This is a genomic window from Carnobacterium sp. (assembly GCF_045617425.1).
GTDB lineage: Bacteria > Bacillota > Bacilli > Lactobacillales > Carnobacteriaceae > Carnobacterium_B.
The window spans coordinates 26341-41675 of sequence record NZ_JAZLIO010000011.1 but is presented as its reverse complement, the minus strand read 5'-3'; the positions used below and the strand labels follow the sequence as shown (position 1 = coordinate 41675).

Sequence of the window (15335 nt, the reverse complement as noted above, 5' to 3'; positions counted from 1 at the left end):
AAGGAGTCATCGACATGACTGAGCCAGCAATTGGGTACGTACATTCAACTGAAAGTTTTGGATCGGTTGATGGACCAGGTATTCGTTTTGTAACCTTTATGCAAGGATGCCGTATGAGGTGCGAGTTTTGCCATAATCCTGATACATGGAACATGGGAGGCGGAACACCTTATACAGCAGATCAATTACTAGAAGAAGCTTTATCCTATAAAGATTATTGGGGCAAAAAGGGTGGTATCACTGTAAGTGGAGGAGAGCCGCTCTTGCATATCGATTTTCTTATTGAGTACTTTAGAAAGGCCAAAGAAGAGGGAATACACACAACTTTAGATACTTGTGGACAACCGTTCACCTACGAAGAACCTTTTTTTAGTCGTTTTGAAGAACTCATGAAGTATACAGATCTCCTTTTATTTGATATCAAACACATTGACAACGAAAAGCATAAACGTTTAACGATGCACGGCAATGAAAATATTTTAAATATGTCTAGTTATTTATCAAAAATAAATAAACCGGTTTGGATCCGTCATGTATTGGTACCTGAGCGTTCAGATGATGATGATGACTTGATCCGTTTAAGTGAATTTATTCAATCTTTGGGAAATGTCTATAAAGTTGAAATATTGCCTTACCATAAACTTGGTGTTTATAAATATGCTGCTTTAAATATTCCTTATAAATTAAAGGATATTGAGCCACCAACACTTGAACGTGTAGAAAATGCGAATCGACTACTACGTGTGCACGAATATACAGGATACAAAACACTATAGAAACTAAGAGAAGAAATAGACTGATGTTTTTCAGTTTCATTTCTTCTTTTTTTCATTTTTTTATGAAAATTAACATAATACTAGCTAAACTCGCTCATTTGAGATAAAATTTTAGTGTTAGTTATAGTTTAAAGGAGAGATAATAATATGAGTAAAGTTTTAGTTTTTGGCCATAAAAATCCAGATACAGATGCGATTACATCTGCCATTTCATTTGCTTACCTGCAAAAACAACTAGGTTTTGAAGCAGAAGCCGTTGCATTAGGAGAAGTAGGCGAGGAGACACAATATGCTTTAGACCACTTTAAAGTTGATGCTCCACGAGTTGTAGAGACAGTTGCAAACGAAACAGATAAAGTGATGTTAGTAGATCATAATGAATTCCAACAAAGCGTAAAAGATATTGCGGATGTGGAAGTTTTATCTGTAGTGGATCATCACCGTATTTCTAATTTCGAAACAGCAAATCCGTTGTATTATCGTGCAGAACCTGTAGGATGTACAAATACGATCATTGCTAAATTATTTAAAGAAAAAGACATCACGATCCCTAAAGAAATTGCTGGATTAATGTTATCTGCCATTGTTTCAGATACGTTACTATTCAAATCACCAACATGTACAGATGAAGATATCTCTATTGCAAAAGAACTTGCAGTTATTGCTGATGTTGACATTGATTCATATGGCTTAGAAATGTTGAAAGCTGGAACAAACTTAAGCGATAAGTCAGCAGCTGAATTATTAGATATGGATGCTAAAAGTTTCCCAATGGCTGATAAAAATGTTCGTATTGCACAAATTAATGTAGTAGATGTGAACGATGTTCTTTCAATCCAATCAGAGTTGGAACAAGAGATGTTAAAGGAAAATCAAGCTAAAAATTATGATCTATTTATTTTAGTTGTAACAAACATCTTAGACAGTGATTCAGTAATCTTAGCATTAGGAAATCCAATCAACGCAGTAGAAGAAGCTTTTAATATTTCTTTAGAAAATAATCGTGCCTTATTAAAAGGTGTTGTTTCTAGAAAGAAACAAGTTGTACCACAATTAACTGAAGCATTAACGAAATAATCATAGAAAGCTATTTCATGACTAAATTAGTTGTGAATTAGCTTTTTTTGTTTTATAAAGAAAAAATCAGACTTAAACGGTCTGTGTATTGAATGAATAAGAACTAAAATTCATTTAAAAGCATTTAACGGACAACGATCAACATAATAATGCTAATTGATCTTAAAAGTGCTCAAAATCGACATGAAAAATCGAGAAATCCTAAATTAGAACTAATTAACTACTTTGTATAATATATATTATGTAAACTAGAAAAAAAGATAAAAATGGCCATTTCTTAAAAGACGTCATTTTTTACTGTTTCCTCTCTTTTTAGTTTTATTTAACTTTTTTCTTTGTATGGTTATTTATGATGAACATTTTTTAGTTATCTATAACATTTTTTATTTTTTTATTTCAACTCAACTAATTTATTTATTATTAATCAGTGTTCAGTTACTTTCGCTAGATTTGAATAATTTTATCTGTTCGTTAGTTTTATTGTTTGTATATTTAAAATTATTATTTTTTTATAATTCAAACAATTATTATTGCTGAACAAAAAAACCAAAATGATTTATCACTTTGGTTTTAATTTAAATTTATTTAACTGAATTGGTTTTATAGATTTATTCGTTATTTTTTCGTTTCGTTATTTTTTTCAATTTGCTTATCCATTTATTTTTCATAGATGATTCCTGTGATTTCGTATTTTCTTGCGGTAAATCTGTTGCTAAATCAAGATCTTTATTGATTTTAGAACCTTTTTTAAGACGTGCTTGGAATTTTTCTTTCATTAAAGCTTCAATATTTTTAAGATCTGGGTATTTCCCGTCTTTTTCTCCTGCAGCTATGATAGCCAACACCTCAATATAGCTCATAGAGAGCGCTGTTGTGATGATTGCTGCTGTTGAACCGCTAATGACTCCTCCGACAACTGTACCGGCTCCAGGTATCATTTTTATCACATTTGAAACGATGTACCTTCCTGCAAATGTAGCTCCACCTGTCCCTCCTATTGCTGCGACGAGGCTTGCAATGGTAGATTTGTCCATTGAAATACCAAAAATAGCTGTGATATGAGCCAATAAGGTTACTTGCATAGGAACAAGAACAGATGCGTCAGAAAATGGTATTGGCAAAAATCCAACACCGAAAGAAGTTGCAATGTATCTTAACGCCCAAGTACGAGCAGCAATAGCTTTTCGTGCTATATCTACTTGTTGGGCGTTATTAAAAGCTTTTTTTGCCTCTTCAGGTATAATTTCGAGACTCATCTCAATTAATTCTTTTAACCCAAATGCTGGAACAGAAAACTCTTCAGTTACTTTAAAATCTTCAGCCATGATAGATATTACGCCATAGATTGGCAGATTAAGTGCTTCGATATACTCTTTAAATAGTTTTGCTGGTTCTCCGATTGATTGAGTTAAAATAATCACTACTGGAATTTTTTCACTCAATTCGCTAATCAATTCAAGCTCTGTAGGTTCTATACGAGATGAATTTGCATTAATACAGTAATAAGCCAAGTGTATTTCTTCTTTTATACCTAATTTTTTATTTTCATTAATCGTTTCAAAAATTTCATTTTTAATGTCATTTTGAACTTCTAGACTTAATTCCAATCCCCTAGTATCATATAAAACCAAAGGTACTCCTTCTTTAGAAATGCGTCTTAAATGTTTTGTAATAGGCCTTCCAATTCCAGTTAAAGCAAGATTTTCTCTAAAAACATTATTAATTAAAGTACTCTTCCCTACCCCAGTCTTCCCAACGACCATTACATTAACAGGGGTCATTTTTTTTAATTCTTCTTCAGTTTTATTTAAAATATCTTGCACCATGTTAAAATTTTTATCTAAATTTTTCATATTACCCCTCCGTCTGTAAAAAAACTATCTTATAACTCTGTATGGTTTATCTTACCATTATCTCCATTCTGAAGAAATAAATACGTGTTTAATCATTTATTCTCTACTAAAAAACCTAACTGCAAAGCTAATTGCAGTTAGGTCCGTTTAAATTTCTTATTGTTTATCATTTTCTTTTAGTTGTTCTACTTTCGTTGGTTGCCATCCTTGATCATCTACCCAGTTCAAGTAAACGCGATACGTTTTTGTTTGGCTGCTATCTGAAACAGTTGCTACTACCTGCTCTGCCCCACCATTTTCAACCCACCATTCAATCATATCTGATTCATTTAAACCTGTTGCAACTGCAGCGGCTTTTTTGATTTCAGCACGATCTTGAGAACCATTGTTAAAGTCTGTTGTATGTTTTCCTTGTTGTTCTGTGGCTACCGGTTCCCAGTCACCTGTGTAAGCTTCTGATACATTATCGTCTGAAGGTTCTGTTTCATCTGTTTCAACCGACTCTGACTCAGATTCTTCACTTTCTTCTGACTCGCTCGATTCACTTTCAGATGATCCTGATTCAGAACTATTTTCAGAACTACTTTCAGAACTTTGAGAGTCACTTTGAATTGATTCGGAACTGTCTTTTATAATCAGGCTAGAACTTTCAGTTGTACTTTCTTGTGGCTCATCTCCCCCACTAAAAAGTGACATGATGATTAGTACGACAACAACCAATGCAGCAATCACAACTGCAAACGTTAATATTTTTACCGTTTTTCTTTCTTTATCATATTTATTTGAACGTGTATTTTTTTTATTGCCTTTAGGATCCTTCATACTTAATTCTCCAATCTTTAAAATGATTTACTTTGTTTTCATTTTTTGAAAACTACTTAAGTAGTATACCATTGAAATGGATTAAATACGTTAAGCTAGCATTACCATTCTGTTTCGTTTTTCATTTTTTTTATTTATTTGTAATAAGGTTAAAATAGTAATTTCATTTGAAAAAGCCAACAAACCATGCTAAACTATACATGAAAAGAGAGATATGCGTCAACATACCCCTCTTTAGAATAGAACCGTTAAAGACGGCAGCTACTATAGAACATAATACAAAAGTAATCGTCCTACTCGCTAAAGCTTAGACGGTTACTTTTTTTTGTTTGACGAGATTTTTAAAACAAGAGTTGCAAAAGCTAATGCAAACATCAGTGCCTCATAAATGCTCATGAGTTTTCCTTTCTAGGGAAAGCCCAAACAAAAAACATCGGCATCACCCCATTTTACAAGAGTTAGCCGCCGCCTTAAACTTTTCTACGCTTTAAATTATATCACATGTGAAAACAAAAAAGAAACGAAGATGAAACGTTTGTTCTTTTTCAATCCCTTTATTGGAAAACGTTCTAATATCTATTATACTAAAAGTGAACGATGACATTTCAACTATAGATTGGAGATAAATAAAATGACTCAAAAAATTCGAATCGGTTTGGTTGGCTACGGCAACATTGGAAGAGGTGTCGAACTAGCAATCAATCAATTTAACGATATGGAGGGTGTTGCGGTCTTTACTAGACGTAATCCTGCAGATGTAGATTCCAACTTGCCTACAGTAAGTATAGACGATATTTTAAACTACAAAGATGCGATTGATGTTTTATTATTATGTGGCGGATCAGCCACTGACTTGCCAGTGCAAGGGCCAGAACTAGCAAAACATTTTTCGACCATTGATAGTTATGATAATCATGGGGAAATTCCAGCATATTTTGAAGCAATAGATCGCGCTGCTAATAGTGGTCAAAATGTTAGCATTATCTCAGTAGGTTGGGATCCAGGTTTGTTTTCGCTTAACCGTGCATTATTTGAAGCTGTCCTACCCGTTGGGCAAACGTATACTTTCTGGGGAAAAGGCCTTAGTCAAGGACATTCAGATGCTATTCGCCGTGTTGTGGGAGTAAATAAAGGAGTTCAATATACGGTCCCTATTGATCAAGCTTTAGATGAAGTCCGTAAAGGCCAAAACCCTGAACTTACAACCCGAGAAAAACATATGCGGATTTGTTACATTGTTTCTGATGAAGGGGCAAATCAAGCAGAGATCGAAAACACAATCAAAACTATGCCAAATTATTTTGAACCTTACGAAACGGTCGTTCATTTTATTGATGAAGAACAATTTGAAAGAGATCATCAGAAAATGCCTCATGGTGGATTTGTTATCCGAACTGGAGAATCTGAGACCGGAAGTAAGCAAAAAGCTGAATTCCAACTTGAATTAGAAAGTAACCCTGAATTTACTTCTTCTATCTTGGTAGCTTACGCCAGAGCTGCTGTTAAGTTTAAACAAGAAGGAAAAACTGGTGCTTTTAGTGTACTGGATGTTCCAATGACTTACTTGTCAGATAAATCTCCTGCAGAATTAAGAAAAGAATTGCTATAATAGAAAAAAACCGTAGAAGAGTTAACCTCTTCTACGGTTTTTTTAAATTTTGCGTACTAAATTTCTTTAAGGGACGCGCTATAATAGGTGCAATAATGGCAGCAGCTATCGCCTCACCTACTCCATTTGTTAAAACAACTGTCCCTAAAACTCCTAACAGGTTTGAATAGTCTACCTCTAACATTGAAGCATAAGTCTCACCATAGATAACATAGATTAAGCCTAGTACCATTACTGTATTTGTTAATGAAGCTAAGATAGAAGAAATAATCATTGCTGTTGAATCTTTAGCTACTCTTTTTTTTAAGACATTATACGTATAACCCGCTACAAAACCAACAAGAATACGTGGAAGGATCGCAATAATGGGATTCCTCCATAAAAAATAATCAAACGGTGAAGCCGGCATTGTAAAGGCTTTGATCATACGAGTAATTCCCCAAACAGAACCAATGATCATCCCATCTTTTGTTCCAAGTGTAATAGATACTACAATAACCGTAATATGAATGATTGTCGGATTTAAAGGAGGAATAGGAATGTACCCTAATAATGGTACGAAATTTTGAATAATAATAATAGCTGTAAGAATACCTAAGATAGCTGTTCTATAAGCATTCCTATTTTTTTGGTACATCTTAACCCTTCTTTCTTTGGAAAAAATCTATATTAAGTTTATCTACTGTTATTTTACATTATTTTGCATGTAATATCATTATAAATCTCTCTAATCCTCAACTCATTTAAAGAATGAGAGATTCCCTATCTGAGTAGGATTAAACTATTGGTTTCTACAGTTAATACTCCTCTTTTATTAAGCAAACAACATCTTTACGCAAACAAAAAGAGAAAAGTCCTCCTGTATTGAGCTTTAAAATTAAGCCTTTGCTTATAATTTTTAAGCATAAATCCAGGAGCTTTTCCCATTTAAATAAAACTATTTTGTGAGTTTTATTTACTTAGCTGGTTGAAATGCTGGCTCTAAATGTCCAATTTTTGATAATTCATCCAAGTAATCGTAAACTTCTTGAGATGTAAAAGCTTCAAGTAACGCTTGAATCTCAGCAGAATCTTGATTGTCTTCACGTGCAATCAATTGTATCGCAAAGGTATAGGCATCATCATCTTCTAATAAGACAGCATCTTCTGTTTTCAATCCAATACTGTCAATGTAAGTTGGGTAGTTAAAAACAAGTTCTACCCCATCTTCATATGCTCCTGTTAAGTTTAGTAAATCAATGTGTGTAAATGTTAAATTCTTAGGATTTTCTGTAATATCTTCTACGGTCGCTTCATGGTTGTCTATTTCAGGATTCAGTGTAATGACTTCGTAGTGATCTAATATAGATAAAGCTCTAGCTTCATTAGAAACATCGCTAGGAATTGCTACCTCAGCTCCATCTTCAAGTTCTTCGATTGAATCGTAAACAGGTGAATAAAATCCTACAACTGGATTATAAATCGTTTGAAGAGCCACTAAATTTCCATCACGTTCAGTATTGAATTTTTCCATAAACGGTTTATGTTGTGCAAAGTTGGCATCTACCTCATCATTAAGTAACGCTTCATTGTACTGGATATTATCGGACACTTCGACTAACTCTACTTTATAGGGTTCAGCGATGACTTCTCCAGCTATTTCAACAATGTCTGTCATTGGTGGCAAATGAGAGGCTACCTTGATGACAATTTCTTCTTGTTCAGCCGATCCATCAGTAGTTGCAACCTCTGATGAACTGCCTGAATCTGAATTACCTGTACCGCATGCTGCTAGAACTAAAGCCAAACTACTTATAAATAAACCTTTTCTTATCATTAAACTCTCTCCTTTTGAAAATAAATTGTGTTACCTCTTATCGATCTTATGCGCAATTTTTAGTCCTAACCATTGCACTAAGACGACAAAAATAATAATAATGATGATTGCTGTATACATAATATCGGTTTCATATCGTTGATAACCATAACGAATCGCAAAATCTCCAATCCCCCCTCCACCGACAACTCCCATAATAGTAGAATAAGAAATAAAACTAACAAAAGCTGTAGTGAACCCAATTAATAACGAACTTCGTGCTTCTACATATAAAAATTTCCATACCAGTTGAGGAATAGTTGCGCCCATAGACTGAGCCGTTTCTATTACACCTTTAGGCACGTCAAGCAGGGACTGCTCAACAAAACGTGCATAAAGTACGATTGCAATAAGCATCATTGGAAATGATGAAGCAATTGGATCTCCTGTTGCACGTCCATAGAAGTGACGAATAGCTGGCTGCATGGCAATCACTAATAATAAAAATGGAAATGAACGGATAATATTGACAAAAATATTGGCTAATTGATAGAGCCAATTGTTTTCCATTGGTTTTCCTTTTGCCGTTAAAAAGAGCAAGGTTCCCAATGGCAGTCCTAAAAGAATAGCCGCAACCATAGAAAAGCCCATCATAATAGCGGTTTCGTAGAGGCTTTCTATCAAATTTGGCGCGTGATCAAGCACGCGCTCAAAATAGATTTTCAACGAATCAGACATTACTTAACACCTCCAATGCCCGTTGGTGATAAGACTTAAATATTTTCTGCTCATTTTTACGGGTTACTTGAATTGTATCAATCAATCGTCCCTTTTCAATCACTGCAGCACGTGTGCATAATTCTTTAATCACTTCTAACTCATGCGTCACGATTACCACAGTCATTCCGAATTCTTGATGAGCCCTTTTTAGCACATCGACGATTTCCTTCGTTGTTCCCTGGTCTAAAGCAGACGTTGGTTCATCACAAAGCAGGATAGTCGGTCGTGTGATCAATGCACGCGCGATACCGACACGCTGCTTTTGTCCACCAGAAAGCTCAGCAGGATAACTGGTGCGTTTATCATCCAATCCAACAAAATCCAATACGGTTTCAATCGGTAAAGTCTGTTTGTAATCATATAGTTCTAAAGGCAACAAGATGTTTTCTTCAACAGTTTTATTGCTGAGTAAATTAAACTGTTGAAAGATCATACTGATTTTTTTTTTATAGAGTCGCAATTCTTTTTTAGATAGTTGCTGAACATCTACATTGTTAACGATTATCTGGCCTTCATCCGGCTGTTCTAAAGCATTAATAAAGCGTAATAACGTTGATTTTCCTGCTCCGCTTTCTCCAATAACACCAAACAGTTCATTTTTTTCAATAGACAAACTAACCTGATCAACGGCTTTGAATGCTCCATTTTGTCCTATGAATCCTTTTGAGACACCTTTTAATTCAATCATTTCAGAAACACCTCCTATTGTTATGAAACTGTTCCTGTTCATTAAGATAGATAACTTGCGCAAGAGTCATTTCATCTCGTTAAACTAGAGAACTTAAGTAGCATTCTGTTCTTTCACACAAAAATTAGTATAGTTTTTTTCAAAAATAGAATCAATAAGAGGTCTAATTTTTTAAATAGCTAAAAAAATAAAATTTAGCAAAGCTTGAAGAATAGGGTTTTGTAGGTCTCGTTTTTCTAAAAGAAGATCCAATAAAAACAACATTGTTTTTATTGGATCTTCTTAAAATAATATGGTGTAATGAACTAATAATACAGTTGCTTTAATAAATTACGTTTAGTGTTTCCCTGTTTTATAAAATCTAGAGTACAAAAAAAACAATAGAAAAAGAAGCATGACATTTGTCAGCTTTCTTTTCTATTGTTTTAGTTTATTCAAATGACGCAATATATTGTTTCATGTACTCAGGAAGATCTGGCGGTCTGCGACTTGAAACGATATGTCCATCTGTAATAGCTGGTGTATCATGCCAAATGGCTCCGGCATTAGTCATATCATCTTTAATTCCAGGAGTACTCGTAACGTTGACTCCATTAAGAATTCCAGCTGAGATCAGTACCCAACCAGCGTGGCAGATTTGTCCGATAGGTTTCTTTTGTTGATCAAAATATTGAACGAATTCAATAACTTCTGGAAAACGTCTTAATTTATCCGGTGACCATCCTCCAGGAACTAAAATACCATCGTAGTTTTCTTTAATGATTTCTTCAAAACTATAATCAGACGTTACCGGCACCCCGTATTTTCCATGATAAATGGTATCTTTCTTCTCTCCTACTAAATGTACAATAGCTCCAGCTTCTCTTAAACGAAGGACAGGATACCACAATTCTAAATCTTCAAAATCATCACTAACTAAAGCGATAATCTTTTTATTTTCTACAGACATCTCTTAACTCCTCCTCAACAATTCAATATATGACTAACACTAGTTTATCAATTCCTCTAAAGGAGTGCAAATCTTGGGTAACTTAAATCTGATCTTCAATAAATTCTTCCATTAACTCACGAACGGGTTCGCTTCCATAATCGTTGATAAAATCTTCTAAAATACCCAAAAAAATACTTCCTTTTTTAGCGGTTCCTTCACTTTCATCTTCAAAAAAACGAATAAAATAATTTTGATAATTTTTGTATCCATCTACAAATCCTAAACTTTTTATAAATCGATTTTCTTCTACTTCGGCTTCTAAATGAATATCTTGCTCTTTCAACTCTTCACTCTGACTAATGATAAGTTCTATCAATTCTTCTTTCGTTAAACCGTTAAGTGTTTTTGGATCCATGTATTCGTCTCCTTTGGTTTCATAATTCATTCATAATTGTAACTGGTTTTGAGTGAATTGCAAAAATCTTCTACTTTTCTACTTGGAAAGATTGAATGCTTCGATTGACCCTGCCCATTAAAACAAGTAAGAGTTGTTTTTCATCATCAGGCCAACTTTTAAAAATAGTACTGTATGCTTTCTCAAGTTCAAATGAAACCATTAAAAGCAATTGTCGTGCTTCAGAAGTTACTGAGAGTTGGCTAACTCTTTTGTCAATTCCTTGTTCCTTTAAAATAAATCCGTTTTTTTCTAATGCTTTAATTTGACGACTTAACGTTGATTTATCTAATTCAGAATGGCTAGCCAATTCATTTAAGGTTATTTTTTCATCTTTTATAAAAGACATAATCAAGAATCCTGATTTAGTTATCTTATGTTTAGCAAGTAATTGTTTTTCTAATTTAGCATAATTTTGACTAAATTCCAGGAAACGTTGAATCAACGAATGTATTGGTATTTCAGGATGATTATTCACGTAAACGCTCCTATCTAAGGTCAATTGTATCATACAACTAATATATGTGTATTATACAACTATCGATTAAAATTGTACACTAAAACAAAATAGTCCATGACAAATGTCCTGAACTATTTGTTAGCATTATATTTTTTAGTATTGTCACTTGTTTAACGACTTAATAAAAGTTCATCAGATAATTGACTGCTAGAGTCTGTGGCTGTTTGAAACAGAACCAGTACATCTGGAACTGTTAAGTTCTTCTTATCGTCTCCAGATAAATCAACAATCACTTTTCCACCATCGAGCATGATCAATCGATTTCCATATTTTAACGCATCGTTCATATTATGTGTGACCATCAGAGCTGTCAATTCTTCTTGTTCAATTCGTGTCTTAGTCAGTTCTAAAACGACTTTTGCTGTTTTGGGATCTAACGCTGCTGTATGCTCATCTAATAATAAAAGTTCTGGTTTATTCATCGTTGCCATTAACAGTGCAATAGATTGACGCTGACCACCAGACAGTAATCCCATTTCGCTATCCAAACGATTTTCTAAACCTAAGCCTAATTCAGCTAAAACCTTTTTAAAGTACTCACGCTCCTTATCCGATGTTCCTTTTCGAAGAGAGCGTTTCTTTCCTCTACGATAGGCAATAGCTAAATTTTCACCTACAGTCATTCGAGGAGCTGTTCCCATAACTGGATCTTGAAAGACCCTACCAATTGATCCCGCACGTTTTTCTTCTTTCAAAGGAGTTAAATCTTTCTCTCCCAACAGGATAGAACCTTTATCAATCATAAAATTGCCAGCAATGCTGTTTAGCAATGTCGATTTCCCAGCTCCGTTTCCACCAATAATCGTAATGAAATCACCTTTTTTAACTTCTAAGTTTAAATCATTTAATACGGTATTTTGATTTGGCGTTCCTTTATTGAATTGTTTTGTTAGTCCCTTTAATGATAAAACTGGTGTATTAGTAGTCATCTTACAACAACTCCTTTTTTTGGAAGAAATTTAAATTATATTTTGTACGTAAACTTGGTAATGCTAGACAGAAAGCTAAAATGATTGCTGAAATAAGTTTCAAATCATTGGGCTGTAATCCGACCAGTAAGACGAACATGATGATAAAACGATAAATGATCGCTCCTAAAATGACACAAATTAGACGGTTAACAAAAGATAAGTTTCCAAAAATTACTTCACCAATAATAACTGAAGCTAGACCGATAACGATAGTTCCGATACCCATACTGATATCAGCATAGCCATTGTCTTGAGCAATCAGAGCTCCTGCAGCGGAAATTAGTCCATTTGAAAGCATAAGTCCGAGTATTTTAGTTTGATTGGTAGAAATTCCCAATGAACGTGCCATTTTTTCATTATCACCAGTTGCAATAACAGCTTGACCTAATTCTGTTTTGAAAAACAAGACCAACAATGTAATCACGATACAAACAAGGATGATCCCTAAGAAAATCGTATCAAATTGGCTAGGTAGATTAAATTTAGTAAAGAAATCAGTTAATCTAGCCTTTCCAAGTAAACTCAAGTTAGCTCGTTGCATAATACGCAAATTAATAGAATATAAGCCAGTCATCGTTAATATTCCTGCTAATAATCCAGGAATATGAGCTTTTGTAATGAGAAACCCGGTAACTGCACCAGCCAAAGCTCCTATAATGAAGGCAATAGCGGTTGCAGTTAAAGGATGAACGCCTGAAATAATAAGTTGAGCACATACTGCAGCTCCTAAAGGAAAGGAACCCTCTGCTGTCATATCTGGTAAATTTAAAATACGATAAGTAATGAATATGCCTAAAGCCATCATACCCCACAATAATCCTTGTGCTGTTGCTGTAACAATTAAATCCATTTGATTTCCCCCATTCTAGTTAATTAAGCTATTTTTTTGCTTTTTCTAATAGCTGAGTTGGAATAGTAATACCAAGTTGTTCAGCTTTTTCTTCATTGATAATGATAGTCCCTTGATCGAGATAGCGAATAGGAGTAGTTGAAGGATCTGCATCACCATTTAAAATAGCTACTACCATTTCACCTGTCAAACGACCTAATTCGTATTGATCTAATCCAACAGTTGCTAAGCCGCCTTCTTCTACCATAGTATCTACAGCTGGAAAAACTGGAATCAGATTTGAATCTGCAGCGGATACTAATGTATTCATTGCACTAGCTATCGTATTATCGGTAGGAACCCATATAGCGTCAACTTGTGCAGCTAAAGTAGATGCTACCTGAGCAACATCGTTCGTTGAAGAAACCGTCATGACTTGAGTATCTAATCCCATTTCTTCAGCAATCTCAATGGCTTGTTCAGCTTGTACAATTGAATTGTCTTCACTTGATGAATATAAAATCCCGATTTTTTGAGCTTCAGGTAGAACTTCCTTGATTAAAGAAAATTGTTCCTTAATGGGTGTTAAGTCACTCACCCCTGTAATATTCCCGCCAGGAGCTTCATTGCTTTTAACTAATCCAGAGCCCTCAGGATCCGTAACAGCACCTAACACGATAGGAATATCTTGAGAGCTGTTCGCTAATGCTTGAGCCGAAGGAGTTGCTATACCGACCATCACATCAGCTCCTCTACTAACAAATCGAGTACTCATCGAATTTAAGTTGCTTTGGTCACCTTGAGCATTTTGAAAATCTAATGTCATTGTTTCTCCGTCAATATAACCCGCATCGTTTAACTCATCTACAATTCCTTTATAAATGAGGTCAAGAGCTGGATGACTTGTCAGTTGTAGAATACCGACCATAGGTTTTTCCTCTTTTGTAACTGTTTCAGTTTTAGTAGTAAAAAAAGCAACCGTTAAAAGTGCTACTAAACAAATAATGAAGCCAATCATTTTTTTCATATCCTTCATCCTCCAATAATGATTACGTTTTATTAAGCCTTACCAACAAAATCGCCATCGTTTCTTTTCCATCGTACACGCTCCAATAATCAAAATAAAAAAACAGCTTCCACAAATGATTCGTGGAAGCTGTTTTTTGCAAAACAAAATCCACATAGAAATAGAATTAAATATTCTCTCTATGTGGATCGGAAGTCTAGACTGTCTTCAAATAAACCAACATAGATACATACATTCAGTACACTGAAGGTTGCATCTATGAGCGTTCTCATGGATCAACCTATCTATCTTGGCTTTGCCAACTGCTATTCAATTGTCCAATATAAGATAAGTTATTTAGCATCCTGAGAACTCCTTTGCTGTTTTTCTATTACAATAATCTTACTAGTTGTGTTGTGACGTGTCAAGTAATAAAATGAGAAATACACGAACAATTAACAATCTGATAAGTAAATCGGTCTGCCTGATCTGGGTTGTAGTGGTCTATTTGTTTTCCCGACATTTCGCTTAAATGCTTGAAGTAAACCTTGTCTCATATAAGTTTGGTGTCGGAATACGATCCACTCTACCGGACCTGAAGTTGGAGGTGTAGTTAATGATCCAGTATAATGATAAAACTGTTTTTTTTCTGGCAATAGACGGCTCAATTCGATTGGAACAGTCAAACCTCTCTCCGCGATACGCGGATGTAAAGCTCTCTCATCTATTGCTGCTAATACAGTATTCATCGGGCGTTCTGAAGGCAATACAGTGACTCCTACAACTAAAAGTTCATTTTTTGCAGAACGGTGTACCAAATGAAATTCTAATGGAAAAGATTCTTGGTTAATTTCATGCTCACTCGGCAAATGAAAATGCAGATCTTCTAAAAAATATTTTTTATGATTAAAGGTAACAAAGTTTACTTTTTCATTTGTTTTTGGTGATAAATGAACGGTATGGTTAAAAAACGATGATTCAAATAACGTTCTATTGTAATCAAATCTCAGCGAATGCTGTGAGATAGTTAAGTTTTCTTGATCATCATCTAATGCGATTGGCGATTGTAAACTTTCTGTTTCTGCTTGATAAAAGGCCGAACAAATGGTTTTCCAATTGTCTGGACCTCTATCTCCTTGGTAATACCATTCCATTTGTTTCCCTCCTAGAGTTTCCAATACATATTGTATCTTTTTTTATTCTTATTATGCAACTATTTGTATC

The 15335-nt window shown here is 34.5% G+C and carries 16 protein-coding genes; 3 read left to right on the top strand and 13 right to left on the bottom strand.

Annotation, left to right across the window (positions count from 1 at the left end; genetic code table 11):
- Positions 1-14 precede the first annotated feature (14 nt).
- Together pflA and ACKI3H_RS06275 are read left to right on the top strand one after the other, a co-directional pair.
- The gene (gene pflA / locus ACKI3H_RS06280) at positions 15-776 is read left to right on the top strand and encodes a pyruvate formate-lyase-activating protein (RefSeq protein ID WP_407371435.1); all 762 of its coding nucleotides are present in this window, start codon (positions 15-17) and stop codon (positions 774-776) included.
- Between the two features lie 147 nt (positions 777-923).
- Positions 924-1853, top strand: coding sequence for a manganese-dependent inorganic pyrophosphatase (locus tag ACKI3H_RS06275; protein WP_407371434.1), 930 nt, complete (start codon positions 924-926; stop codon positions 1851-1853).
- Between the two features lie 608 nt (positions 1854-2461).
- Here ACKI3H_RS06275 and ACKI3H_RS06270 read toward each other — a convergent pair.
- Together ACKI3H_RS06270 and ACKI3H_RS06265 are read right to left on the bottom strand one after the other, a co-directional pair.
- Positions 2462-3706, bottom strand: a complete 1245-nt coding sequence (locus ACKI3H_RS06270; RefSeq protein ID WP_407371433.1) for a GTPase — start codon at positions 3704-3706, stop codon at positions 2462-2464.
- 156 nt (positions 3707-3862) lie between these two features.
- On the bottom strand, positions 3863-4528 hold the full coding sequence (locus ACKI3H_RS06265; protein ID WP_407371432.1) for a YrrS family protein: 666 nt from the start codon (positions 4526-4528) through the stop codon (positions 3863-3865).
- Between the two features lie 631 nt (positions 4529-5159).
- Between ACKI3H_RS06265 and ACKI3H_RS06260 the strand changes: the two genes are divergently transcribed.
- Positions 5160-6137, top strand: a complete 978-nt coding sequence (locus ACKI3H_RS06260; RefSeq protein WP_407371431.1) for a diaminopimelate dehydrogenase — start codon at positions 5160-5162, stop codon at positions 6135-6137.
- A 31-nt stretch (positions 6138-6168) separates the two neighbouring features.
- Here ACKI3H_RS06260 and ACKI3H_RS06255 read toward each other — a convergent pair whose 3' ends face one another.
- From ACKI3H_RS06255 to ACKI3H_RS06205, 11 genes are all read right to left on the bottom strand, one after another.
- Positions 6169-6774 (bottom strand): ECF transporter S component, encoded by a 606-nt coding sequence (locus tag ACKI3H_RS06255; RefSeq protein WP_407371430.1) that lies wholly within the window; start codon positions 6772-6774, stop codon positions 6169-6171.
- Between the two features lie 318 nt (positions 6775-7092).
- Positions 7093-7953, bottom strand: coding sequence for a MetQ/NlpA family ABC transporter substrate-binding protein (locus ACKI3H_RS06250; protein ID WP_407371429.1), 861 nt, complete (start codon positions 7951-7953; stop codon positions 7093-7095).
- Positions 7954-7983: 30 nt separating this feature from the next.
- Positions 7984-8670, bottom strand: coding sequence for a methionine ABC transporter permease (locus ACKI3H_RS06245; protein ID WP_407371428.1), 687 nt, complete (start codon positions 8668-8670; stop codon positions 7984-7986).
- The gene (locus tag ACKI3H_RS06240) at positions 8663-9400 is read right to left on the bottom strand and encodes a methionine ABC transporter ATP-binding protein (protein ID WP_407371427.1); all 738 of its coding nucleotides are present in this window, start codon (positions 9398-9400) and stop codon (positions 8663-8665) included. The genes ACKI3H_RS06245 and ACKI3H_RS06240 overlap by 8 nt, the downstream gene beginning before the upstream one ends.
- A 430-nt stretch (positions 9401-9830) precedes the next feature.
- On the bottom strand, positions 9831-10349 hold the full coding sequence (locus tag ACKI3H_RS06235; RefSeq protein ID WP_407371426.1) for a type 1 glutamine amidotransferase domain-containing protein: 519 nt from the start codon (positions 10347-10349) through the stop codon (positions 9831-9833).
- Positions 10350-10431: 82 nt separating this feature from the next.
- Entirely contained in the window at positions 10432-10746 is a 315-nt protein-coding gene (locus ACKI3H_RS06230; RefSeq protein WP_407371425.1) for a hypothetical protein, read from the bottom strand.
- A 70-nt stretch (positions 10747-10816) separates the two neighbouring features.
- Entirely contained in the window at positions 10817-11263 is a 447-nt protein-coding gene (locus ACKI3H_RS06225) for a MarR family winged helix-turn-helix transcriptional regulator (RefSeq protein ID WP_407371424.1), read from the bottom strand.
- A 152-nt stretch (positions 11264-11415) separates the two neighbouring features.
- Entirely contained in the window at positions 11416-12234 is an 819-nt protein-coding gene (locus tag ACKI3H_RS06220) for an ABC transporter ATP-binding protein (protein ID WP_407371423.1), read from the bottom strand.
- A gap of 1 nt (position 12235) precedes the next feature.
- Positions 12236-13126, bottom strand: coding sequence for an ABC transporter permease (locus ACKI3H_RS06215; protein ID WP_407371422.1), 891 nt, complete (start codon positions 13124-13126; stop codon positions 12236-12238).
- Positions 13127-13154: 28 nt separating this feature from the next.
- Positions 13155-14132 (bottom strand): tryptophan ABC transporter substrate-binding protein, encoded by a 978-nt coding sequence (gene trpX, locus ACKI3H_RS06210; RefSeq protein ID WP_407371421.1) that lies wholly within the window; start codon positions 14130-14132, stop codon positions 13155-13157.
- Between the two features lie 434 nt (positions 14133-14566).
- Positions 14567-15265: a carbonic anhydrase family protein gene (locus tag ACKI3H_RS06205; protein ID WP_407371420.1), complete on the bottom strand. Its 699-nt coding sequence runs from the start codon at positions 15263-15265 to the stop codon at positions 14567-14569.
- Positions 15266-15335: the final 70 nt, after the last annotated feature.